Genomic DNA, 24,468 nt, shown 5'->3' with positions numbered 1-24,468 from the left:
CACCGCCTCGTCGTGCTGACGCGCAGGCCGCGACGCCCCTGCACGGCGGCCGGGGTCAGTTGGGACGACCCGGTTGGGAAGGGCCACCCCGGCCAGGAACCGGCTCGGCGACGCCGGCCCCACGACAAGGCGACGCGGAGCCGGATTCCGTTACCGGCCGTCCGCACCCGGCGCTCGCGGGCGTACTCGGGGTCGACGACTCCCGAGTACGCGGCTGAGACCGGCCGGGGCCGCCCATCCCCGGATGGGCCCACGCCCCCGGAGCGACAAACCTCAGCCCGTCGCCCCGGCGAGCCGGGCCGCGAGCGTCCTGACGTGCTCGACCAACTCCGGGGGTTCGTGCACCTGGAAGTCGAACCCCATGGTCGCCACGTAGATGCCCAACTCGTCCAGTGAGTTGGACCCGGCCCGCAGGGTGCAACTGCGCTCGTCGATCGGCTCCAGCGTGCCCGTGGTGGGGGCGATCCGCTCCGCCGCGGTCTCGGCGCTGACGTGCAGGGTGAACCGGGCCTGGTAGCGGTAGGCCGACGTGGAGACCGCCCGCGAGGTGTAGCCGCCGACATCGGGATCCGGCGGGGTGCGCGGGGTGAACCGGGGGCCGGTCGGTGTGCGCGGGTCGAGGCGGTCCACGCGGTAGGTACGCCAGTCCCGGCGGTCGACGTCCCAGCCGACCAGGTACCAACGGCGACCCGAGTGCACCAGCCGGTGCGGCTCCGTCGTGCGGATGCTGCTCGCTCCGTCGTGGGTGCGGTAGTCGAAGCGCAGGCGCAGCGAGTCGCGGCAGGCGGCGGCGATGGCGGTGAGGGTGCTCGGGTCGACGGTGGGACCGGTGTTCGCCATCGGCACCGTCACCGTGTGCAGGGCGTTGATCCGGTGACGCAGCCGGGACGGCAGCACCTGTTCGAGCTTGGCCAGGGCGCGCACCGAGGTCTCCTCGATGCCGGTGATCGAGCCGCCGGCGGCCGTACGCAGGCCCATCGCGACCGCGACGGCCTCGTCATCGTCGAGCAGCAGCGGCGGCAGGTCCGCCCCGGCGCCCAGCCGGTAGCCGGCGATGCCCGCGGTGGCCAGCACCGGGTAGCCGAGCCCGCGCAGCCGGTCGACGTCGCGGCGCACGGTACGCGGCGTGACCTCCAGTCGCTCGGCCAGTTCGGCGCCGGACCAGTCGCGTCGGGTCTGCAGGAGCGAGAGCAGTCGCAGCAGCCGTGCGGAGGTTTCCCACATGATCCGAAGTCTGCCAGCCAGCTAGGACCGAGCCTGACCTAGCCGGCTGGCAGGGTTCCGGCATGGAGAACAACAGCGAGATCCGGCCCTTCACCATCGACATCCCCCAGGCCGACCTGGACGATCTGCGGGACCGGCTCGCCAGGACCCGCTGGACCACGGACCTGCCCGGCGTCGGCTGGAGCCGCGGAGTGCCGGCGAGCTACCTCAAGGGGTTGGCCGAATACTGGCGCGACGGCTACGACTGGCGCGTCCACGAGCGCAGGCTGAACGCGTACCCGCAGTTCACCACCGAGATCGACGGGCAGAACATCCACTTCCTGCACGTACGCTCGCCCGAGCCGGACGCGCTGCCGCTGATCCTGACCCACGGCTGGCCCGGTTCGATCGCCGAGTTCCTGGACGTCATCGGCCCGCTGACCGACCCCGGGGCGCACGGCGGCGCCCCCGAGGACGCGTTCCACCTGGTCGTCCCGTCGATCCCCGGCAGCGGGTTCTCCGGGCCGACCGTCGAGGCCGGCTGGGACACCAACCGGGTGACCAGGGCGTTCGCCGAGCTGATGGACCGGCTCGGCTACGACCGCTACGGCGCGCAGGGCGGGGACACCGGCGCGGTCGTCTCCCCCGGGCTCGGCCGGCTCAACCCCGACAGGGTCGTCGGCGTGCACGCGAACGGGCTCTCCGCGTTCACCCAGATCGACTCCGATGAGGCGGCGGAGCTGACCGACGCCGAGCGGGCGCGGCTGGCGCACCTGGAATACCTGCACACCGAGCAGAGCGGCTACGTGATGATCCAGATCAGTCGGCCGCAGACCCTGGCACACGCGCTGCACGACTCGCCGGTCGGGCAGCTGGCCTGGATCGTCGAGAAGTTCAAGGAGTGGACCGATCCGGCCGCCGAACTCCCCGAGGACGCGGTGGACCGGGACCTGCTGCTCACCAACGTGATGCTGTACTGGCTGACCGGCACCGCCGGGTCGTCGGCCAACAGCTACTACGAGACCGCGCACGCCGGAGCCTGGAGCGCGAGTGAGCGTTCCACGGTGCCGACCGGGGTCGCGGTGTTTCCCCTGGACGTGTCGATCCGACGCGCCGTCGAGCGGGAACACACGGTCGTGCACTGGTCCGAGTTCGACCGTGGCGGCCACTTCGCCGCCATGGAGGCTCCCGACCTGCTCGTCGGCGACATCCGGGAGTTCTTCCGCAAGCTGCGCTGAACCGCCGCGGCGCCGGCCCCGACCAGGTCGGCGCCGTGGTTCGGCGCCACCGGCGGCTCGTGCGCGTCGGGGCGCGTCCCTCGGTCGTACGAGCGCCGCCCCGCCCGGCGCGCGGTCCCTCCGCAGAGGGAGGAGGGCCGCTCTCCCGGGGGAGGCGTGGCCCCGGCGGAAGGCGCAGGCTGAGGGCATGATCAAGAAGAGACTGACCGTCGCCGCCGGATGGTCGCTGGCGACCATCGGGGTCCTGCACGCCGTCGTCTTCCTGCCCCACCCCCACTGGGACGAGTGGCTCTCCGGCGGGCTGCGCTCGGGCGAGGGCGGCGACGCGTCCCTGTCCGTGTTCTGGGCCCTGCCCGGCAGCTTCGTCGTCCCCCTGGTCCTGTTGGGCCTCCTGGTGGTGCGGCTGGGGCGGCGCGGCGAGCGCGCGCCGGCCTACGCCGGCTGGGCGCTGGGCGGCTGGGCGGCCGGCTGCGCGCTGCTCATCGGTCCCAGCGGTTTCCTGCTGGGCCTCGTCCCGGCCGGCCTGCTCATCGCCGAGGACCTGCTGGCACGCCGTCGGGACGCCGCCCGGGACGCGTCGACGCCGGCAGCCGAACGGAGGCGGTACGCCCGGTCGCCGCACTGAGCGCGTGCCACCCTCACCCCGCTCGACGAGATGGCGACCGAGACCACACGTCTTCCGTCGGACCGGTGCCGACAGCGGGGGTGAACGGCTCCCGCAAGGCACGAAGCCAGTCGGGCGCCGCGAACACCCCCGCTGCCGGCGGTCGGCTCACCGCTGCCGCAGCGAGCCCACCCTGCTCGCCGTCAGCCTACGGGCGGGGCGGTCCAGGAGGACCGGACCAGCTCCCGCTCGGCGGCGGCGAGATGGGCGGTCGCGGCGAGCCAGGCCCAGGCGTACCGGTCCTGGTCGGGATCGGTACGCCGGCCGAAGGCGTTACGGCCACCACGATCGGACTCGTCGGCGAGGGCGGCGGCCACCGCGGCGGCGGTGGTGAAGCCGGCGCGGCGCAGCGGACCGGTCAGCCCCGCGCCGTCTCCGCGAGCCGCCTCGGCGACCGCGCGACGACCGCCGGAGACGGCCAACTCCACCAGCCGACGAACCCGCCACAGCGGCGACTCCGCGACGGCGTCGGCGCCCACCACCGACTCGGTGGTCGCCGCCGGGTCGCGCGGCGGCAGGTGCCCGCCCTGGATCTCGTCGTAGCCGAGGTCGGCCCGGCCGTGCCAGTCCGCCGGCAGCCGCAGCGTCGCGGCGGCGTCGGGCACCGGGCCGACCACCAGCGGTCGCAGCGTGCTGGCCCGGTCGGGGTCCAGCCGGCCCACCACCCGGATCCGCAGGCCCGGCCGGGAGGCGAGCCGCCGCAGGTTGGCCACGTGCGCGAGCGTGGGGTGGGAGTCGACCGGCGCCAGCCGGATCACCGGCCCGTCCGCCACCGGCGCGCGGTCCGCTCCGAGGGCGGTGGGCGGGGCCAGCTCGCGGGCCAGCACCTGGTCGCCGGCGGCGCCCACCACCACCAGGTCGCAGCCGAGCAGCGCGGTCCCCGCCCGGGCCGGGTCCTCCGGATCCTCGGTGGCGAGCTGGGCGGTCACCACCTCGGCGAGCGGGCGGGCGAACAGCGCCGCCAGCGCCCCGGTGGACCAGTCGGTCGCCGTCAGCGGGGTGGCCCGGACGCCCTTGCCGGCGCCGAGCCGGCCGTCCGGGGAGACGGTGGTGCCGGTGATCCGCAGGCCGCCGCGGGCCAGCACCGCGTGGTTGACCGCGACCGCGCCCATCTCGGTGACCGCCCGGGCGCAGTCCCGCGCCCGGTCCGGGCCGCCCGGTCGCACGTCGCCGAAGGAGAGCTGTCGCCCGTCGGCGGCGACCAGGTGGGTGACCACGCCGGCGTACCCGGTCGCGCTGATCACCGGCTCCCGGCAGACGCCGTACACCTCCAGCGTGCCGTCGGGCTGGTAGGCCCGCCGCAGGATGCCGACCAGGGCCGGGTCGGCGTCGCCGGCGGCCAGCCGGCCGGTCACGTACAGCAGGTCGTGCAGCACCTCGACCAGTTCGGCGAGGCGGTGGCCGTTCTGCCGTTCCCGGTGCGCGCGCAGGCCACGTACCGTGCGCAGCGCGGCGCTCTCGGCCCGCGGCAGGCCGGCCAGCCGGGCGCCGTGGGCGGCCCGCAGCAGTTCGGCCTGCGGCACCGCGCCGGCGGCCGGCACGCCGGCCGCGAGCACGGCGGCGGCCGCCCGCCACAGCGCGCCGGCGGCGGCCCGCTGAGCCTTCGTCGGCGCCGCGCCGCGGCCGGCCCGGCCGACCGTGGCGGCCGACCTTCCGGCACGCCCGACCCGGCCGGCTACCGTGCCGGCGCCGTCCGAGGTGGGCGGCGCGGCGGTGGACGCCGGATCGGGGTGGGCGGCCGGATCCGCGACCGGGCAGGCGACCAGGACCGCGGTGCGGTGCAGGCAGCGCGGCGCCAGCAGGCAGCTGCACCGCGCCTGCTCCGGGCCGGTGACCGCGCCGGCCGGACCGGGCGTCAGGGTGACCAGTGCCTCGGGGCCGCAGTCGACCGACACGCCACCGTCGGCCCGGCCGACCGGCACAGCGGCCAGCCGTTCGACGGTGGCGTCCAGCCGCCGGTGCAGCCGGGGCGGCAGGGCCGCCACCGCCGCGGCGGTGACCCCCGGCAGCACCGGCGGCAACCGGTCGGTGTCCACGGCGGTGGATGTGCGGTCCGTCAACGTGATCCTCCGCGTACGCGGTCGCCCACCCAGCGGGCGAGTTCGAGCGGGCTGAGAGCGGCGACCGGCATCCCGGCCGCGACGAGCTGCTCGGCGACCGGCACCGAGTAGCAGGGCACGCCGCTGTCGTTCAGCGCGGCGCAGCCGAGCAGGTGCACGCCGGAGGCCGCCAGCGTGCGGACCTCGCCGAGCAGCCCGGCCAGCGGGTAGCCCTCCTCGAAGTCGCTGACCACCGCGACGATGGTGCGGCTCGGCACGGTCACCAGCGAGCGGGCGGCGGCCAGCCCGGCGGCGATGTGCGTGCCGCCGCCGACGCGCACCTCCAGCAGCAGCGACAGCGGGTCGTCGACCCGGTCGGTCAGGTCGACCACCTCGGTGGAGAAGGCGAGGAAGTGGGTGGACAGGGTGGGCACCCCGGCCAGCACGGCAGCGGTCAACGCCGACCACACCACCGACGCCTCCATCGAGCCGGACACGTCGACCACCAGCACCAGCCGCCAGTCGGCCTCCCTGCGGGTGCGGCTGTTGAAGACCGGGCGTTGCGGCACCACCACCGTCCGGCCGTCGCCGAGCCGCTGGGTGTGCGCCAGGTTCGCCCGCAGCGTACGGGCGAGGTTGATCCGGCCGCCGGGGCGGTACGACGGACGCGGGTTGGTCAGCCCGGTCAGCGCCGGGCGCACCTGGGTGGCCAGCTGCCTGGTCAGCTCCTCGACCAGCCGCCGGACCAGTGGCCGCAGCTTGGCCAGGTGCCCCTCGGGCAGGCCACCGGCCAGCGACAGCACCGAGGTCAGCAGGTCCATCGAGGGGCGTACCGCGGCCGGGTCGAGCTCGGTGAGCACGTCGGTGCGGCCGGTCTCGGCGGCCCGGGCGATGACCTCCTCGCGTACGGCGGTGCCGAACAGCGCCTCGAGTTCGTCGGCCCACTCGCGGGCCGTCGGGAAGGACGCCTCCTGGCCGCCGCCGACACCCTGGCCGAGATCGGTGGCGCCCTCCCCCTGGCCGGCCCCGTACAGCTCGTCGAGGGCACGGGCGTAGCGGCGGGCGTCGGCGGGCAGGTTGTCGGGCTGGCGGCCCAACAGCAGCCGCCACCGGTCCGTGGGGGTGAGCCGGGCGTCCGGGTCGTCCGGTCCGTGCGCGGCGTGGGTCGGGGCGGGGGCGTCGGTGTCGGTCGACGTGCCCGGGATCGGGATGTCGCGGGCCACCAGGGCGGCCCGCCCGGCCGCGTCGGCGGCCGCCCAGCGGGCCAGCAGCTCGGGCGGGGCGGACAGGCTCAGGTCGAGCCGGTCGCCCAGCCGTTCGGTGACGGTGTGCAGCAGCCGGTCCCGGGCTGCCGGGGTGAGCACGTCGAACCCGCCGCGCAGCGCCGGCAGCCGGTCCAGGAAGCCGGCGTCGGGGAGCCGCTCGATCCGGTCCAGCAGCGGGTCCAGGGCGGCCGGCGCGGACTGCAGCAGCGGGTGGGCCGCGGTGAGCAGACCGGCGAGCAGCCGGTGCAGGTGTCGCCGCGTGTCCGGTCCGGTCGCCGCGTCGATCCAGCCGGCCACCCGCGCGCCGAGGGTCCCCACGTCGGTCAGGTCGAGCAGCACCCGGGCGGCCAGGGCGGCGCCCTGGATCAGCGACGAACCGGCCCGGGCCAGGTGGTCGAGGGCCTCGTCCAGGCGCAGGCCGATCCGGTCCTCGCCGGCCCGCACCGCGAGGTCGACCAGAGCGGCGGCGTCGGCCGGGGCGTCGCTGCCGGCCAGGCCGGGCAGCCCGCGTACCGCCGCGTCCAGCAGCAGCACGGCCAGCTCCGCCGCCCGCGCCCGGCCGTCGGCGGTGGTGCCGGGCAGGTGCTCCCGGCGCAGCGCCTCCAGCAGGTCCAGCGCGGCCAGCAGCTCGGGGAGCGTGCCGGTGCCCGGCAGCACCGCGGCGGCCAGTTCGAGCCGGTCGGTGACCAGCTCGGGCAGGTCGCACCGCGCGGCGTCGTGGAGGCCGGTGAGCAGTTGCGCGGCGGTGGGACCGCCGTCGGCGGCCTCCCGGCGGAAACGCTCCCGCAGGGTGCCCGCCGCGGCCAGCGCCGCGGTCACCCCGCGTACGCCGACCAGGTCCAGCCGGGCCGCCACGGACGGCGTCCAGGCGAGTTGCCAGCGGGTCGTCAGGGCGGCGCCGTCGCCGGTGCCGGACACCGCGATCGGTTCGCCGTAGCCGACGCCACAGACCTGGAGGCGCTGCAGCAGGATCTCCCGCCGCCCGTCCAGCTCGGTGCGCAGCGGATCCAGGCGGACCTCGCGGGGCTTCGGGCTGTCCGGGTCGGGCAGCCGCAGCGCGGCCAGCTCCGCCTCGACGGCGGGGCCGAGCCCGGACCGGGGCGTGCCGGGGGCGATCCGGCCGCGCTCGGTGCCGACCAGCACGGTCTCCAGCGCCTTGGCCAGGGCCCGGCCACGGCCGAGCAGTTCGCCCTGGCCGAGCACGGTGGTGACCGCCTCCAGCACCTCGCCCCGGCCGGGGGCGGGCAGGTCGCGCAGCCGGGCCAGGTCGTCGGCCAGTCGTACCGTCTCGGCGGCCTCACCGGTGCCGGCGGTGTGCCCGGCGGCGCGCAGTTCCCGGCACAGGTCGGTGACGGCCCGCGCGGCGGCGGCCCGGATCCGTTCCGGGTCGCCGTCGGCGGCGAGGACGGACTGCTGCCAGCGCGGGTCGCGGATCCCGGCCGGGTAGCCGGACCGGGAGTCGAGCAGGTCGAACGCGTACGGCACCAGCGAGGTCACCGCCGTGCCGCCACCGTCGGCCGACTCCGCACGGCCCGGCACGGCCCGCGCCGGCGGGGCGGCGACGGTCCGGGTGGACGCGGCGGCGATGGACCCGGCGGCATCGGTCGACGCGGGGGCGTCGGTCGACGCGGCGGCGGTCGACGCAGCGGCCACGGTGGAGCCGGCGGCCACGGTGGAGCCGGCGGCGTCCGACGGGCCGGCGGCCAGCAGGGCCGGGGCGTGGAAGGCGCCGACGACGGCGGCGACCCGCCGGCCGTCCGCGCCGGCCTCGGCCAGCACCCGGCGCATGTGCCGCTCGCGGGCCAGGTCACGGGCCGGCACGCCGTCGCCACCCGCGCTGTCGGTACGCATCGCCCAGCCGACGCCGAGCGCGGCCCGGCGGATCGCCTCCGGCGCGCAGCCCGGGGCACGCACCTCGACCACCCGGTCCCACAGGTCGTCACCGTCGCGGCCGGTGCCACTGGCGCTCAGCGCGGCCGCGTAGGAGCGGCGCGGGCCGGGCGTCGATCCACCGGCGTCCGGGCCGGGACCACCCCCGGCGGCCGGCGCGGCACCCGCCGCCGGATCGGCGTCTGCGGTCGGGTCGGCGTCTGCCGCCCAGCCGGGGTCGGCCAGCGGCAGGTCGCAGCAGACCACCTCGACGCCGCGCTGCCGGGCCCAGCGGATCGCGGCCAGTTCCGGCGAGAAGTCGGCGAACGGGTAGAAGCCCATCGGCCCGTCGGTGCCGTGGCTGCCGACCAGGGCCAGCGGGGCCCGGGCGGCCGGGTCGGACAGGTGCGGCAGCCAGCGCTGGAAGTCCACCGGCAGCTCGACGCAGACCACCTCGGCCCCGGCGGCGTCCAGCAGCGCCGGGACGACCGCCGCCAGCGCCGGACTGTGGTGCCGCACCCCGATCAGGTACGGCCGGGCCGATCCGGCGAGCGCGTCGACCACCGCTCGCGGGTCGGCCGTCGTCGCATCGACCGCCGCGGGGGCGGCCACCGGCGGGGCCGCGCCGGGCGACGTGCTGGCAGGTGCCGTCATCGCAGGCTCTCCCGCAGGTCCCAGAGCCGCCGCCACATCGCCGAGCCGTCCTCGGCGCGACGGCGGACCGGGCCGTCCCAGTAGCCGAGCAGGCGGGCGTGGTCGTTCTGGTCGTCCTTGCGGACCACACCGAGCAGGTGCCCGGGCACCAGGTCGAGCGCGTCCCCGCCGGGCAGGTACGCGGCGGCCAGGCCGAGCGACACCGCCACCTGCACCGCCTCGGCGGTGGACATCACGGTGCCGGGCCGTTCCACGTCCCAGCCCTCGCCGGAGCGGCCGGAGCGCAGGTCACGGAACACGGTGACGAGGGCGTCCAGCACCGCGTCGTCGACCGTGTACGCCGCGCCGGCGCGCTGCACGGCGGCGGTGGCCTGCCGGCGGACCAGGTCGGTCTCGGTCTGCGCGTCCGAGATCGGGTGGATCGTCTCGAAGTTGAACCGGCGCTTGAGGGCCGAGGACATCTCCGACACACCCCGGTCGCGCAGGTTGGCGGTGGCGATCACGGTGAACCCGGGCACGGCGCGGATCAGACCGTCCTCGCTGCCGGACAGCTCCGGCACGTTCATCCGCCGGTCGGACAGAATGGACACCAGCGCGTCCTGCACCTCGGGCAGGCAGCGGGTGACCTCCTCGATCCGGACCACCCGGCCGGTGCGCATCGCGGTCAGCACCGGCGAGTCGACGAGCGCCTGCGGGGTCGGGCCCTGGGCGAGCAGCAGGGCGTAGTTCCAGCCGTACCGGAAGGCGTCCTCGGTGGTGCCGGCGGTGCCCTGCACGGTCAGCGCGCTGGTGCCGCAGACCGCGGCGGCGAGCAGTTCGGAGAGCATGGACTTGGCGGTACCGGGCTCGCCGACCAGCAGCAGCCCCCGCTCGCCGGCCAGGGTGACCACGCACCGCTCGACCAGGCTCCGCTCGCCGACGAACTTCGCCGGGATGGTCATGCTGGCCGGCAGCTCGGCGCCGTCGGGGCCGGTGCGCCGCCCGGCGGGCAGCTTCAGCGCCTCGCCGTCGCTGCCCCGGATGAAGGTGACCACGGCGCGCGGGGTCAGCGCCCAGCCCGGCGGCCGGGCCCCGTCGTCGTACGCGGCCAGGAAGGCCAACTCGTCGGCGTACCGCTGCTCGGCGGAGAGAACCTGGGCGGCGGTCTCCGGCGTCACGGTGGGGCGGACGTGTTCCGTCACGGTCACGGGGTTCCTCGATCTCTCTGGTTCGAAGGGGTGTTCGGGACAGGGGCCGGCGGCGTGGTGGCACCGCACGGCGAAACGGTCGGGTCGGCGCCACCGCCGCCGGTCAGGGTTCGGGGTCAGCGGCGGGCGCCGCGGGTGGGCATGCTGTTCAGCCGGGGCCGGTCGCCGTCGCGCAGGCGCTGCCGGGCCCGCCGGTAGAGGTCGGCGACCGGCTCGAACGGCACGGTCACGCCGAGCCCGGCCGTGCCGTCGGGCGCGAGGTCGAACAGAGGCACCTTCCAGCCCTCGATCGGCGCCTGCCCGCCGCCGCGCTCCAGCCACGGGCCGGGCAGGAACAGCGACCGCCCGGCCCGGGACCGGCTGGCCTCGACGACCAGATCGGTGCCGGCCAGTTCGGCGCGGGCCGCCTTCAGCCGGGCCGGCCGCCAGCCGGTCCACCTCGCCGTGTTGCGGTCGGTCGGATCCGGCATGGCCAGCAGCATCAGGTACACCGCCGCCGCGTCGGCGTGCAGGCCGAGTTCGCCGGCGATTTCGGCGACCAGGCCGGGTACCGACCGGGTCGGGTCCTGCGGCCACCAGGTCCCGTCCGCGGCCGGGGGTTCGCCGAGCGGCTGCCCCGGATCGCCGAGCAGCGCCGCGAAGCGCGGGTCGCGGGCCAGGCGCAGCGCCACCTCCGTCGCGTACGGCTTGGCGGCGTCCTGTCGCAGCGCCGGCAGGTACGGGTCCGTCCCGTCGGCGTCGAGCAGATGCGGCCGCAGCGCGGGCGAGGGCTGGTTGTCGTAGGTGGACAGGACGATCGCGCCGTACCGCTCCCACCCCGGACCGGTCTCCGACGGGCTGCCGGCCACCTGGCGGAACTCGGGCAGCGAGACGTACCGGTTGAGGTCCAGCAGCAGGTCCGGGTTGGCCAGCCGGTCCCGGACCGCGGCCAGCGCGGCCGGCAGCGCGGCCCGGCACGGATCGCCGGCCGGCGTGTGGTGGGCGACCCAGGCCGCCAGGGCGACCGTGGAGCGCAGCACCACGCCGGTGAAGCCCCGGGTGCGGTCGTCGACCGGCCGGGCCCGGTCGCCGCTGATGGCGAAGGCCAGGTCGGCGCTCAGCTCGGCCGAACGGGCCGGGGCGAGCAGCGCCGGCAACGCCTTCGCCGGCTCCCAGTCGGTGCGTACCGCGCGCACCGCTTCGGCGAGCAGCTGTTCGGGCACCGCCACGCGCCGCCCCAGCTCCGCGTTCCAGACCGCCGCGGCGGCCGACACGTCCGGACCGTCGGTCCACAGCCGGGCCGGGTCGTCGGGCAGCAGCGCCGAGAGCACGGCCCGCCGCGCCTTCGGGCGGGCCTCGTCGAGCATCCCGAAGGCCAGCCGCACCTCGCCGACCTGCTTGATCCCGAGGGCCTTGCGCAGCTCGGCCGGCACGGTGTTCGCCGAGTCGGCGTACGGCAGACCGGCCAGCACCAGCTTCCCGGCGGTGGGGGTGACACCCGTCAGCTCGGCGAACCGCTCGGCCGCCTCCGGCCGCCAGGGCAGCGGGCCGCGCGCGGCCCACTCGGCGCGGAACCGGGCCAGCCAGCCGGCGGGACGATCGTCACCGACCGGGGTCGACGACTCCACGGTGTACGGCTCCGGCACGGCGAACACGCCGGCCGGGTCGTGGTACAGCGCCTCGAAGAGGTATCCGGTGCGCGAGCCGCTGTAGTTGAGGACGGCGATGAAGGCACCGTCCGGCAACGGCAGGAGACCCGGCCGGGGAGGCCGGCGCGTGCCGTCATGGCTCTTGAGGTCGTCGTGCAGCAGGTGCAGCCTGAAGCGGCGCCACCGGGCCGGCTCGGCCGCCGCACCAAGGTGGAGCCGGTCCAGCTCCGTGAGCAGGGCGCGCAGCGTCTCCCGGTCCTCGTCGGGGGTGGTCGCCGCGACGGCGCGGTAGGCGACGGCCGCCACACCGCCGAGCAGGGACCACCAGTCCGGCGCCGCCGGCAGCGACGGCCCGTCGAGGTGCAGCCGCACCCCGGAGCCGCTGTCGCCGGCGATCGAGCGCTGGGCGGTGAACGCCTGGAACTGGGTGAAGACCTGGTGCGAGCCGCTTCCCCCACGGACCGATCCGCGCAGGCCGTCCAGCGCCGTGGCGAGTTGCGCGTCGCTGGGCCCGGTCACGACGGCCGCCGCCGCCACCGGCTTCGGGGTGGACAGGGACCTGGTGATCCGCTTGGTGACCGCGTCCAGGTCGGTGCGTACCCGGGCGGCCAGCCGCAGCGCCCCGGTCACCGCGGCCAGCACCGCCTCGTGGCTGACCGTCGGCAGCGTCGAACGGACCAGCTCGAACAGCGTGTTCCGGTCGTCCTCGTCGGAGGTGGCGGGGCCGGAGGCGCCGGCCGGGGCGCCGACCAGGGACGCCGGGACTGCGACGGGCAGGCCCGTGACGGCCTGCGTGGCCGCGGTCAGCCCGGATCGGGCCGCGGCCCGTGCGGCCTGCTCGGCCAGGGCGGCGCGGCGCTGGTCGACGGCGAACTTGAGCAGCGCCGCGACGGTGTCCCGGTCGATCCGGCGCAGGGCGGCGGAGCCGGCCGGATCGCGGGGCACCAGGTGGCCGAGGAACCTCGGCCCCGGCAGCGGGTGCCGGCGGCGGTGGAAGTCCCGGCTGTCGGGCGGCCCGGCGACGGCCGACACCATCCCGTCCGGGTCGACCAGGGCGAGGCCCTTGAGGACGGCCCGGGGCCGGTCGTCGCCGGGGAGCACCAGCGCCGCGATCGGCTCCTGCCCGGCGGCCACGGTGACGCTGCGGCCGGCCAGGTCCTCGCCACGCACCGAGCCGTCCGGCAGGCCGACCACCCGCCAGCCGAGCAGACCGTCCACCGGCACGGCGGCCGGGGTGGCCCGGTCGGACAGGGCCGGCCGCAGCCAGCTGGCCGACTCCCGGAGGCGGCCACCGTCGACCGGGGCGTCGGCCAGGAACCGGGGCAGGCTGCGCCGGCCGTGGGCGTTGCCGGCCGGGTCGTACTCGCGCCAGCCGAAGGCGCCGTCGTCCTCGCCGCTCCGGTAGACCCAGTGACAGGTGCCGTCGGTGATGACCGGCAGCTCGGACGGGACGACGGTGTCACCGACGTGCAGCACGCCGCCACCGGTCGTCCGCCCGCCGCCGGCGAGCGGCAGGGTGACCTCGTTGCCGCGCTCGCTGCCGTGGTGCCGGCCCTGCATGGGCTGCGGCTCGCCCGGCGACGAGTGCCAGTAGCCGCGCAGGTCGTAGCCGAGCGCCTGGGAACGCCAGTAGACCAGCAGGTGGCCGTCGACGTAGTGGTAGCCGGGCTTGCCGTACATGTCGCCGGCCGGGATGCGCAGGTCGTGGCGGAGCACGATGCCCTCGGTGCCGATCACGCGCACCGTGGTCGGCCCGCCCAGGATCACGTACGGCCAGGCCTCCGCCTGGACGACCTCGACCCGGCGGTCTCCGCCGGTCACCTCCTGCCAGGCCAGCTCCCAGTCCGGCCAGCCCAGTTCGTCGAGGAGACCGCCGCGCAGGCTGCGGGTGACGCGCTCGGCGAGGTCGACGCCGAGGCCCTGCCCGAGGTCGCCGCCCGTCCCGGCGTCGCCTGGCCGGCGGAGTTCGTCGGACACCAGGCGCAGCGCCTCGATCGGGAGCCTGCCCAGCCAGTCCACCGCCTCGGGCAGGTGGGGCAGCCCGGCGGCGAAGCGGTCGCGGAGCCGCGCCCGCAGCCAGTCGGTGAGCAGCGGCCGGATGCCCGGCGTCCCGGCCGTCCGGCGCAGGGCGGCTTGGTTGTCGTCGAGCTGGTCGAGGCCCCGGCGCAGGGCCGCGGTGAACCGGTCGTCGCCGGCGACGGCGAGCAGGTCCCGCTCTCCCCCGGCCCCGGCCCACCGCGCCAGGTCGAGGGTTTCGCGCTCCTTCGGCGGGGTCACCGGCACGTCGAGGGCGAGCAGCAGGTCGAGCAGGTCGAGGTCCTCGTGGACGGTGAGGGTCTCGCCGCTGTCGGCCAGTTCGGCGCGCAGCCGGTCGGCCATCCGCTCGACGAGCGGGTACAGCTGCGGCAGCGGGCGACGGTGGTAGCCGGAGTGCACCCGGTTCACGAAGCGGCGCAGCCAGCCGACGACGCCGTCCCGCGGCCGGGCCGCGTCCGGCACGTCCGGGTCGGTCAGCCCGGCGAGCGCGCCGGTGTCGGTCAACAGTGCCAGCCACGCCACCAGGTCGTCCCGGTCGGCGGGCATCAGGTCGAGCAGTCTGCCGCGGATCGCCGGATCCCGGCCGGCCAGCGCCGTCACCGCGGGCAGATGCGCCTTCCACCAGCCGGCCGGCGCCTGGGCGACCACCGGCAGCCGCAGCAGCTCGGTCAGGTAGGCCGCCTCCCTGTCGGCGACGGTCCTGACGGCCTTCGCGCCGGTGCCCGCCTTCGCGGACTTCGCGCCGGCACCCGCCTTGGCGGCCTTCGTGGCGGCGCGGACCAGCCGGTTGACGGCGTTGGCCGACTGCGCGGACGGCACCACGCCGGCGGTCGCCGCCCGCAGCGCCAGCCGGCAGAACCGCTCCAACGCCTCGTCCGCCGGCAGCAGGGCGGCCAGCTCCTTCGCGTACGCGGCCAGCGCGGTCGCGGACACCACCTTGGCGGACACGAACTCCACGTAGACCTCGTCGAGCCGGCTCGGGTCGACCGGCAGGCCGTGCTGTGCCTCCGCCTTGCGTGCCTTGTTGAACAGCTGGAGCGCGTAGGTGTCCTGCCCGGCGGCCAGGAACACCCGCGCCGCCTGCTCGAAGAACGTCGGCAGGAAGTGCGGCAGCGTACGGGCGAACCGGTCGGCGATGGCCTGGTGCCCGTCCAGGGCGGCCTTCGGCCGGGACCGTGCCTGCTTGGCCAGCTTCTGCAGCTCCGGCACCACGGCCAGCGCGTGCCGGCCGTCCGCCGGGTGGTGCACCAGCACCCACTCCGGGAAGGCCAGCGGACGGCGGGGGCCGAGCCCGACGACGACCGGCTCGGCGGCCGGGGCCAGGCCGAGGAAGCTGACGGCGACGTCCTCGCCCTCGCCCAGCGCGGCGTCGACCAGCCGGACCACCGGCCGATCGTCGAGGGCCGGGTGCCGGTAGGTGCGGGCGGTGAGGGGCACGGCCCGGTCGCCGGCCCCGGCGGTGTCGGCGGGCAGCACCGCGCCGGCGGCCAGCAGGCTCTCGGTCGACTCCTCGTCCGCCGTCGTCTTCTTACCGCTCACGCCTTCTCCCCCGCTCGCGTCGCGGCGCCGGACAGGGCCGTCGCCATCCGCATTCCTTCCGACCAGGCCACCGGCCCGACCTCGGTCAACCGCAGCGTCGGCCCGTCCACCACCGACCAGGAGAGGGTGCCCAGGGTCGCCTCGGAGTCCCAGTAGTCCTCGTCGAACCACATGGCGGCCTCGACCGTCCGGCCGTCCTCCCAGACCCGGCAGGTGACCTGCGAGCCGGAGACCCGGTAGCCGAGGGTGGCGGCCCGGGCGGCCAGCCGGTTGGGGACCGTGGCGCCCTGGAAGTCGGTGATCGTGGTGTCGCGCTCCCGGACGTTGTCGGGTCTGCCCCAGGTGCCCCGGTACAGTTGCTCGATCCGCTGGGTGATCTCCAGCTCCTCGGCGAAGCCACGCAGGTCGGCCAGGTCGGGCAGGCGCACCGGGTGGGGCAGGGTCGCGGTGGCCGGCGAAGACCGGACGGTCTCCCCGTCGAGGTTGACCACGCGCAGGTCGCCGGTGTCGGTGACGTCCCGCAGGAAGCCCGGCTCGGCCGGGTCGTCGCCGAGCACCACGAGGTCACGCAGCGCGTCCCGCCAGGCCGGATCCGGCCAGACCCGGGCCAGCAGCCCGGTCGGCACCGGCAGCGAGGACACCACCCACGCGTCGACCCGGGCCAGGCATTCGGCGGCGTGCCGGTCCAGCCACTGGGCGAGCTGGCGCAACCGGTCCACCTCGGGGTCGTCGCGCAACGCCTTCGGCAGGATCTTCAACGGACGGCCGGTGGCACGCGGGCCGCTGGACCGGGCCGCCACCTTTCCGTCCACGAGGGAGATCTCGTACGAGTCTCCCATCGGTAGCCAGGCCATCAGGAACACCCTCCGCAGTGGCAAACTAGGCATATTTCATGAGGAATCAGCCACGATCGACGCCGCAGGGCACGCTAACAGTAGTGACCGACACGACAGCGCCCCGCCGGCGGGGCGGCGGTGCGCGTACGGCGGGACGAGCGGCCCGAGGATCTGTCGGAGCCGCAGGTCCGGCCCGTCCGATCCGACCGCGGGCAAACGCCGGCCACCCCCGCCACCAGCGTTAAGTGACGGGGGTCACAGCGAAGTCCTCGGCTTGCCGGTGTCCCGCCCCACGACGGCGCGTCGCCCCGACCGGGCGACGCGATGGCCGGCTGCTCCTGGTCGCCCTGCCGTGGCGACACCGGACCACCACGCGGATCCGGCTCGACCGGCGAGCGGGACCGGTGGGTACGCTCTCCGCCGTGACGGACCCCACGGTGCCCGACGATGTGGACGGCGCGCCGACCACGGCGCTGCTGGAGAGCGTCCTCGCCCAGGCGGCCGAGGTGGTGATCGTCGAGGCGTCGCCAGACGAGCTGGATCGCGCCGACGCGGCACGGACCGTGGTGACCGGCGAGGACATCGCGGAGCTGGCCCGACTTTTGTCTGTCGTGGACGGCGGCACCGGGGACCGTTGTCGGTGCCCGGGTTGGCCGACGGTCCTCGTGTCGGCAGCCGGTGGCCGGCGGCTCGCCCTGTGGACGCTGCATCACCAGGCCGCGCTGGGCGGCCTGGGAAACTGCGACGCGGCTCTTCGTGACGGGTCCGCCCTCACCCGGTGGCTGGCCGGCCGGGGCCTGACCGGCTCGCGTGACGTCCAGCAGTCCCTGGCCCGTGCGGCCGTCGAGCGGGAGGACCGGCGGGCCCGGTGGGTGGCGGCCGCGCCGCGGGGCCTCACCGCCGTCGCGGCGGCCACGTCGCGCCGGGAGGCCGGCGCGGAGGAGCGACTCGTCGATCTGGTGGCCCGCCGACACCCTGACGCCGTCGAGCGCGTCCTGGCCCTTCTCGCCTGGGCCGGCTTCCCACCCCGTCAGCCGGACGGCACGCCCTGGCACGAGCTGGCGCCCCAGCGCCTCCTGCTGGCCGAGCCGACCGAGCTGATCTTCGAGGCCCTGGCGTCGGTGTCACCGACTCCGGCACAGCTCGACGGCGCGGCGGAGTTGTTCACGTCCCTGGAGTGGACCCGTCCGCCGCGCGCCGAGCTTCCCGAGCCGTTGCGGACCGTGCTGATCGACCACGTCACGGCGACGGGCACGGACCCGATGAGGTTCCGGATGCGGCACGGCTACGGCGCCGGCCGGGCCACCGGCGCCTGACCCGCCGCGGCCGGACCACCGGCGCCTGACCCGCAGCGGCCGGACCAGCGCCGACGGCGCGGCCGGCCGGTCGTGGCGCTCGGCCGCCGTGTCGCTCGACCGACCGGCCGTGACGCTCGGCCGCCGTGTCCACCTCGGCCGCCCGGCCGTGGCGCCCGGCCGTGCCGCTCGACCGCCGTGTCCACCTCCGCCGCTCGGCGGCCGGCAGCGCCCGCGGCCGTGACGCTGGACGGCCGCGTCCACCTGCGCCGCTCGGTGCGCGCACGTCGTCGGGCGGCGCAGGTGGACGCCCCTGTGTGAGCGACGGTGAATCGGCCGGGGGTGCCCCAGAACGGTCAGGCACCCACGTCGAGATCGGGCAGCGCGCCGCGCACGATGGCCCAAGCGAGATCGTCGACGAGTTCCCTGCTGACGTGCCCGGGCGGTGCCGCCACCAGTGCGAACAGCGTCCCGCCGTAGAGGGCGACCAGGATGGGGATCCGCTCGGCGGGGATGGCCAGGCCGAGTGCGGCGTGCTGGTCGGCGGTGAGCCGGAACGAGCTGTCCTGCAACGCGGTCAGTACGGCGGCCAGCGCCGGTCGCCGTGTCGCCTCCATCTGCAGTTCGAACACCGCCAGGTAGCGGTTGCGCAGTGTGGTCGCCGCCGCGAACAGCGACTCGGCCAGCAGCTCGGCCAACTGTGCGCTCGTGCCGGCGGGCGCGCTCGCGGCGGGTGCCTCGGCGGTCCCCGCGCGGGGGGCGAACCCGTCCGTGTCGGCGTGGTGCAGGTCAACGATGCGTCGCGCCGCGGCGACCAGGAGCGCCTCGCGGCTGCGGAAGTAGTTGGAGGCGGTGCCCGGGGGCAGCCCGGCGGCCTGCTCGACCGCGCGGTGCGTCACGCCGTGGACGCCGGACGTCGCGAGCAGGTCGATGGCGGCGTCGGTCAGGGCTCGGCGACGGCCGGGGTTGGTCGGCGGCATCGCTCCATGGTATCCAATATCCGTAGTAGAACGATCGTAGTGGTTCAGGGGAGGGTGTCATGCGGGTCGCGGTGGTCGGTGCCGGTCTGGGTGGGGTCTCGGTGGCGGTCGGGCTGCACCGGGCCGGTCACGAGGTGACGCTGTACGAGCGCGGCGCCGAGTTACGCGAGGCGGGCACCGGCGTGGTGATCATGCCCAACGGCGCCCGCGCCCTGGACGCGCTCGGGTTGGGCGACGACCTGCGCGGCCAGGCGGTACGCGCGACCAGCGGCGGGTTACGGGACTGGCGCGGCAGGGCGCTGCTGGTCGCGGACGCCGTTCAGGCACAGCGGTCGGTCGGCGCGGCGCACGTGGTGTCCCGCGCGGGGCTGCACCGGGCGTTGCGCGCGCCGTTGCCCACCGCGCTGCTGCGGACCGGCACGCCGGTGCGGCGGCTGGAGCCCCACGGGAACGAGGTGGCCGTCGTCACCGAGGGACACCGGGTGACCAGGGCCGACGCCGTGATCGTGGCCGACGGGATCGGCAGCGGCCTGCGCGGCCAGCTGTTTCCCGACCATCCGGGGCTGCGGCAGGTCGGCCGGCTGGACCTGCGGGGCGTGCTGCCCACGCCGGCCGGCCTGGACGTCTCCGAGCTGCTGGCCAGCATCATGGTCGACCGTCGCACCGGAGCCGTGTTCGGCCTGTTCCCGCTCGGCGAGAGCGACCTGTACTGGTTCACCGACTCGGCGCTGGCCGGGCCCCCGCCTGCGGCGCAGGAGGCGCGCCGACAGGTCCTCTCCCTCATGGCGGACTGGCACCCGGCCGTCCCGGCGCTGATCGAGGCCACTCCGCCCACGGACGTCCACGTCGACGCGATCGCCCGCCTGGCCGAGCCGCTGCCGTCGTTCGCGGTCGGCCGGGTGGCGCTGCTCGGCGACGCCGCCCACGCGATGACCCCCGACCTCGGCCAGGGCGCCAGCCAGGCGTTCGAGGACGCGGCCGCGTTGACCCGGCACCTCGCCGACGCCCGCCCGGTCGACGTTCCTGATCGACTTCGTCGCTACGACGCCGAACGCCGGCCCCGCACCAGCCGCCTCATGGCGGCGGCGTCCCGGCAGTCGCGGATGACCTCGCGGACCGGCGGCGCCGCGTGGCTGCGTGACGCCCTGCTGCGGGCCGTGCCGCCTCAGCTCGCCACCCGCCTGCTGGCCGCCACGTGGCGTGCGCAGTAGGGACGCTCACGACGAGGGTCGCCGGCCCCGGCGCCGGCGTGCGGCGACCGGCCGCCGCCATATCTTGATCTCGGTGTCCGGCACCCGCTCCGCGAAGACGCCGCCCGGCGACGTCTCGCGAAGCAGGAGGCGCAGGTCCCGCTCGAACGCGCCCAGCCGGTCTCCGAAGAGGTGCGGCGCCGAGTCCGAGCGGGAGAACACGTTCGCGACGACGTCGTCGGCGGAGCGCTCCACCACCGCGCCGGCCGGCACGATGAGCCGCCGGAACCCCTCGAACCCCGCCCGCGCCAGCACGTGCTCCTCCCCGCCCGGCGTGCCGTCCACCAGCACGCCCCGCCCGGCCCGGCGCACCTCGCCCAGATAGCTGCGCACCAGCGCGGCGACGGGCCCCGACGGCGGGGCCGGGTGCGGCAGCCCGGCCGGTTCGGTCGGCGGCCCCTTGCGGTCGCTCATGTGCAGGAAGGCCCCGCCGGGCGGGAGCATCCCGCGCACCACCGCGGCGACCTCGTCCCGGTCGGTCCAGTGGAACGACTGCGCGAACATCACCGCCCGGAACTCCCCCAGGCCGGCCGGCAGCTCCTCGGCCCGCGCCGCCACCCAGCGGGCGTTGCCGACGTCGAGCCGCCGCGCGCGGCGACCGGCCTCGACCAGCATGTCCGGGTCGGGATCGACGCCGACGACCGCCACGAAGTACGGCGCCAGCGCCAGCGTCGCGGTGCCAGGCCCGCAGCCGACGTCGAGGAGCCGGCCGGAACCGTCCAGCGCCAACTCCTCGGCGAGCCGCTCGGCGAACCGCGGCGCGTACGGCAGGCGGCCCCGTTCGTAGTAGGCCGCGCTGCCCTGGAACAACGTCGGGTCCCACTGCCATCCGTCGGGCATGTCCACTCCGCTCGTGCGGGGCTGGTCGCCGGCAGCCCGGAACCGTCGAGCACGTCCGCCCGTGGCAGCCGTCGGCGACCAGGCCCACCAGAGTTCGACCTTCGCACGGGCGGGCGCTGCGGGCCTCCGTCCGGCGCGCGGCCGGCGCGTCGGCGAACCTGGTGAGGATCGGAGCGCTCTTCGCCGACGCCGGGCCGGCCTCGCCCGGGGAAATTGAGGACTCTCTCGCGGCTGAATGTGCCGACCTTTGGAGGAAGCACAATCCCTCCCACTCGTAATGTATAGCGCACCCGGGGGCTTGCGGCAAGACCCGGGTCGTGCCGCAGAATCGTCCGCCTGAGCCGGAACCCACAGGAATGGACGTCGCGAAATGCGTGTGTTGTTATCGACCCCTGGGTCACAGGAGGACGTCCGACCGCGGCTCGGACGGCGAGGTGCGCGTGCGGGGCGCCCCGGCACCGGGCGCGCGGTGCGCTCGCGCGCCCGGTGCCGGGGCGTGGGTGTGCGCGCCGAGTTCGCCGGGCGCGTGCCGGTGGCCCGCCCCGGCCGGTCCACGCGCTGACGAGCGCGCCGCCGTCGTCGGTGGACCCGGCCTGGCCAGCGGCCGAGGCGCCGGGCCGGGGCCCGTGACGCGGATCCGGCGGACCCTGGCCACCTGAACGGGCGACGGCGACGGGCCCGTGCCGCCTTCGCCGCCGCCAGATTCGTCACGCCGCGAATGCGGTTCCTCGCCCACCCACCCGGGAAACAGAAATGACCTCAGATCGGAATTGTGAATTGCGTTTCCTGACCTCCGCCGTGTTCGACCTTTCCGACCGCCACGCCCAGAAGGCCGATCCGGCGCTGATCGCCCGCGACGAACAGCACTTCGCGGCCCTCGCGGAGAGCCTCGAGCAGTTGTCCACCGATCTGACCGATCGCCTCGACGCCGCACGCAGGGCTCCCGGGGGCAAGGGCCGGCAGGCGGTGGACCGGGACCAGGAGATCCGCCGGCTGACCGCCCGCCTGCGCGCACTGGATCGCTTCGGTCTGGACCTGTGTCTCGGGCACATGGTCAGGGCGGACGACTCCGAGACCGTGTACATCGGACGACGTGGTCTGACCGACAGCGCGGGCCGCCAACTGCTGCTCGACTGGCGCTCACCCGCGGCCGAGCCGTTCTTCGGCGCCACCCATGCCAACCCGATGGGTCTGGCGAGCCGCCGCAGGTACCGCTGGACCCGCGGCCGGATCACCGACTACTGGGACGAGGTGTTCACGCCGGACGGGTTCGAGGGCCACGCCGCCGTGCTCGACGACCAGTCCGCCTTCATCGCCAGCCTGGGCGGCAGCCGCTCCGACCGGATGCGCGACGTGCTCGGCACGATCCAGGCCGATCAGGACGCCATCATCCGCGCGGGATCGAGCGGCGCGCTCGTCGTCGACGGCGGTCCCGGCACGGGGAAGACGGTCGTCGCCCTGCACCGCACCGCCTACCTCCTCTACTCCGACCCACGCCTGCGGCAGCGCCGGGGCGGTGTGCTGTTCGTCGGCCCGCACCGGCCCTACCTGGCCTACGTCGCCGACGTGCTCCCCAGCCTCGGCGAGGAGGACGTGCAGATCTGCACCCTGCGCGACCTGGTCCCCGAGGATGCCAACGCCACCACGGAAACCGATCCGGACGTGGCCCTGCTGAAGTCGTCCGCCGACCTGGTGAAGGCGGTCGAGGCGGCCGTCAGGTTCTACGAGGAGCCGCCCACCACGGGGATGACGGTGACGACCGACGACTCCGACATCCGGCTGCGCGCCGACGACTGGGCGGAGGCGTTCGAGGCACCGGATCCGGGCACCCCGCACAACGAGGCGCGTGACGAGATCTGGGAGGAACTGCTCACGATCCTGACGGAGAGGTACGACGGCGACGAGCCGGACGACCTGGTCCGCAGGTCGCTGCTGCGCAACCGGGAGCTGCGCGCGGCATTCAACCGCGCCTGGCCGGTGCTCGACGCGGCCGACATCGTGTCGGACCTGTGGTCGGTGCCCGCCTACCTGCGCAGGTGCGCCCCCTGGCTCAGCCGGGACGAGATCCGCAAGCTGCAGCGCGCGGACGCCCGGGCCTGGACGGTGTCGGACCTGCCGCTGCTGGACGCGGCACGGCAGCGGCTGGGCGACCCGGAGGCGTCCGGGCGCAACCGGCGGCACGAGGCCATCGTCGCCGTCGAACGGGAGCGCATGGCCACGGTCGTCGACGAGTTGATCGAGGCCCACGCCTACGACGACGGCGAGGGTGTGCTGTCGAGCCTGCGCCAACTGGACCTCCAGGACGCCCTGGTCGACGGGAGCGTCCTGCCCGACACCGAGCCGGACCTGCTCGCCGGCCCCTTCGCGCACATCGTCGTGGACGAGGCCCAGGAACTGACCGACGCCGAGTGGCAGATGCTGCTGCTGCGTTGTCCGTCCCGGAGCTTCACCATCGTCGGGGACCGCGCCCAGGCCCGGCACGGGTTCACGGAGTCGTGGCGGCAGCGGCTCGAACGGATCGGGCTCGACCGGATCGAAGTGGCGTCCCTGAGCATCAACTACCGGACGCCGAAGGAGGTCATGGCGGAGGCCGAGCCGGTCATCCGGGCCGTGCTCCCGGACGCCAACGTGCCGACCTCCGTACGCAGCAGCGACATCCCCGTCGCGCACGGAGCCGCCGCCGAACTCGGGTCGGTCCTCGACGCGTGGCTCGCGGCCCGTGCCGAGGGGACCGCCTGCGTCATCGGCGCTCCCGCCTTCCAGGCGATGCCCCGCGTGCGGTCGCTGACCCCGGAGCTGGCGAAGGGACTCGAGTTCGACCTGGTCGTCCTCGTCGACCCGCAGGACTTCGGCGAGGGCATCGAGGGAGCTGTCGACCGCTACGTCGCGATGACGCGGGCGACCCAGCAGCTCGTCGTCCTCACCAGTTCCTGACGGGGGCGACGCCACGGGGCGCCCTCACCACGCCTGCGCCGACGCTCGCCGGCGCAGGCTCCGACGCTCGGGAACGGTCAGGAGCGCGCCGAGGTCAGCGGATGCCCACGAAGAACCGGGTCTGGTCACTGCGGTGCAGCGCGTAGTAGGCCTCGAAGCGGGTGCCGTCGGGCAGCCAGGCCACCGACTCGATGCCGAGCAGGGGCGTTGAGCTGGTGACCTCGAGCAACACGGCGTCCTCCGGGCTGGGAAAGACCGCTTCGATCCAGCGGTCGGCCGCAGCGGCCTCCAACCCGTACCGACGGCGCAGGACGTCGTAGAGCGACTGGTTCTCCAGCACGGCACGCTCCAACCCGGGCACCAGGCGAGCTGGCAGGGCGGTGTCGACGAGCAGCCACGGCTGCCCGTCGACCCGCCGCAGTCTGCGCATCCGTACGACCTGCTCGCCGTAGGGGATCTGCAGCAGTTCGGCTTCGCGCTGGTCCGCCTCGCCGAGGCTCTGGCTGATGGTGTGGGTGGCCACCCGACGGCCGGCCTCCCGAAGATCGTGGGCGGATCCGGATACCGAGCCGACGAAGTGCAGCTCGGTCTTGCGGGGAGCGACGAAGGCGCCCCGTCCCTTGACCTTGTAGATCATCCGCTGCTGGACGAGCTCACGCAGCGCTTCCCGGACGACGGTCCGAGAGACGCCGAAGATGTCGCTCAACTCCGCCTCGGAGGGCAGCGGCTGGTCCGGCCCGACCTCGCCCGACTCGATCTGGCTGCGCAGCGCTCGCATCAGCTGCATCCACAGCGGTTCTCCCCCGTCACGGGTCAACCGCCGGTAGGTCATCGTCATGGATCCCCTTCTCATCGATCGGCTACAGCATGCCATGCCGACGGTCTTGTCATTACAGGAGAGTCGTCCATTCGACGGGCGCAAGCAGAGCGCGTCAGGCGACCACCGGCAAAACACCAGGCCGTGATGCCTCTGTTACCAACAACACTGTGACGTGTAACACGCTTTTAAT

The 24,468-nt window shown here is 75.5% G+C and carries 14 protein-coding genes; 5 read left to right on the top strand and 9 right to left on the bottom strand.

Annotation, left to right across the window (positions count from 1 at the left end; genetic code table 11):
• Positions 1 to 273: 273 nt before the first annotated feature.
• Positions 274 to 1,224 carry a helix-turn-helix transcriptional regulator gene (locus GA0070606_RS27900; protein WP_091106212.1) on the bottom strand — a complete coding sequence of 317 codons (951 nt, stop codon included), beginning with the start codon at positions 1,222 to 1,224 and terminating at the stop codon, positions 274 to 276.
• A gap of 62 nt (positions 1,225 to 1,286) precedes the next feature.
• Between GA0070606_RS27900 and GA0070606_RS27895 the strand changes: the two genes are divergently transcribed.
• Together GA0070606_RS27895 and GA0070606_RS27890 are read left to right on the top strand one after the other, a co-directional pair.
• The gene (locus tag GA0070606_RS27895) at positions 1,287 to 2,441 is read left to right on the top strand and encodes an epoxide hydrolase family protein (protein WP_091106211.1); all 1,155 of its coding nucleotides are present in this window, start codon (positions 1,287 to 1,289) and stop codon (positions 2,439 to 2,441) included.
• A gap of 187 nt (positions 2,442 to 2,628) precedes the next feature.
• A complete protein-coding gene (locus GA0070606_RS27890) occupies positions 2,629 to 3,066 on the top strand; it encodes a DUF6463 family protein (RefSeq protein ID WP_091106210.1) in 438 nt (145 codons plus the stop codon).
• Positions 3,067 to 3,248: 182 nt separating this feature from the next.
• Here GA0070606_RS27890 and GA0070606_RS27885 read toward each other — a convergent pair whose 3' ends face one another.
• From GA0070606_RS27885 to GA0070606_RS27865, 5 genes are all read right to left on the bottom strand, one after another.
• Positions 3,249 to 5,165, bottom strand: coding sequence for a hypothetical protein (locus GA0070606_RS27885; protein ID WP_218106073.1), 1,917 nt, complete (start codon positions 5,163 to 5,165; stop codon positions 3,249 to 3,251).
• Positions 5,162 to 8,932: a DUF5682 family protein gene (locus tag GA0070606_RS33580; protein ID WP_091106208.1), complete on the bottom strand. Its 3,771-nt coding sequence runs from the start codon at positions 8,930 to 8,932 to the stop codon at positions 5,162 to 5,164. Before GA0070606_RS33580 ends, GA0070606_RS27885 begins: the two co-directional genes overlap by 4 nt.
• Positions 8,929 to 10,119: an ATP-binding protein gene (locus tag GA0070606_RS27875; protein WP_176737447.1), complete on the bottom strand. Its 1,191-nt coding sequence runs from the start codon at positions 10,117 to 10,119 to the stop codon at positions 8,929 to 8,931. Before GA0070606_RS27875 ends, GA0070606_RS33580 begins: the two co-directional genes overlap by 4 nt.
• 116 nt (positions 10,120 to 10,235) lie before the next feature.
• A complete protein-coding gene (locus tag GA0070606_RS27870) occupies positions 10,236 to 15,323 on the bottom strand; it encodes a hypothetical protein (RefSeq protein ID WP_091106207.1) in 5,088 nt (1,695 codons plus the stop codon).
• Positions 15,320 to 16,177, bottom strand: coding sequence for a DUF4132 domain-containing protein (locus GA0070606_RS27865; RefSeq protein WP_091108273.1), 858 nt, complete (start codon positions 16,175 to 16,177; stop codon positions 15,320 to 15,322). The genes GA0070606_RS27870 and GA0070606_RS27865 overlap by 4 nt, the downstream gene beginning before the upstream one ends.
• A 404-nt stretch (positions 16,178 to 16,581) precedes the next feature.
• Here GA0070606_RS27865 and GA0070606_RS27860 point away from each other — a divergent pair, with 404 nt between their 5' ends.
• Positions 16,582 to 17,475, top strand: a complete 894-nt coding sequence (locus GA0070606_RS27860) for a hypothetical protein (protein ID WP_141721865.1) — start codon at positions 16,582 to 16,584, stop codon at positions 17,473 to 17,475.
• Between the two features lie 335 nt (positions 17,476 to 17,810).
• Here GA0070606_RS27860 and GA0070606_RS27855 read toward each other — a convergent pair whose 3' ends face one another.
• Positions 17,811 to 18,434 (bottom strand): TetR/AcrR family transcriptional regulator, encoded by a 624-nt coding sequence (locus tag GA0070606_RS27855; protein WP_091106205.1) that lies wholly within the window; start codon positions 18,432 to 18,434, stop codon positions 17,811 to 17,813.
• Positions 18,435 to 18,493: 59 nt separating this feature from the next.
• Here GA0070606_RS27855 and GA0070606_RS27850 point away from each other — a divergent pair, with 59 nt between their 5' ends.
• Entirely contained in the window at positions 18,494 to 19,645 is a 1,152-nt protein-coding gene (locus GA0070606_RS27850; RefSeq protein ID WP_091106204.1) for an FAD-dependent monooxygenase, read from the top strand.
• A gap of 6 nt (positions 19,646 to 19,651) precedes the next feature.
• On the opposite strand, the gene GA0070606_RS27845 is transcribed toward GA0070606_RS27850, so the two are convergent.
• Positions 19,652 to 20,524, bottom strand: a complete 873-nt coding sequence (locus GA0070606_RS27845) for a class I SAM-dependent methyltransferase (protein ID WP_091108271.1) — start codon at positions 20,522 to 20,524, stop codon at positions 19,652 to 19,654.
• Between the two features lie 777 nt (positions 20,525 to 21,301).
• Here GA0070606_RS27845 and helR point away from each other — a divergent pair.
• Positions 21,302 to 23,458 (top strand): RNA polymerase recycling motor ATPase HelR, encoded by a 2,157-nt coding sequence (gene helR, locus GA0070606_RS27840; RefSeq protein WP_091106203.1) that lies wholly within the window; start codon positions 21,302 to 21,304, stop codon positions 23,456 to 23,458.
• A gap of 94 nt (positions 23,459 to 23,552) precedes the next feature.
• Here helR and GA0070606_RS27835 read toward each other — a convergent pair whose 3' ends face one another.
• Complete coding sequence (locus tag GA0070606_RS27835) at positions 23,553 to 24,296, bottom strand: GntR family transcriptional regulator (protein ID WP_091106202.1); 744 nt, start codon at positions 24,294 to 24,296, stop codon at positions 23,553 to 23,555.
• Positions 24,297 to 24,468: the final 172 nt, after the last annotated feature.

The organism is Micromonospora citrea (genome assembly GCF_900090315.1).
GTDB classification, from domain to species: Bacteria; Actinomycetota; Actinomycetes; order Mycobacteriales; family Micromonosporaceae; genus Micromonospora; species Micromonospora citrea.
The sequence above is the reverse complement of the archived record's forward strand: the minus strand, read 5'-3'. Positions and strand labels throughout refer to the sequence as shown.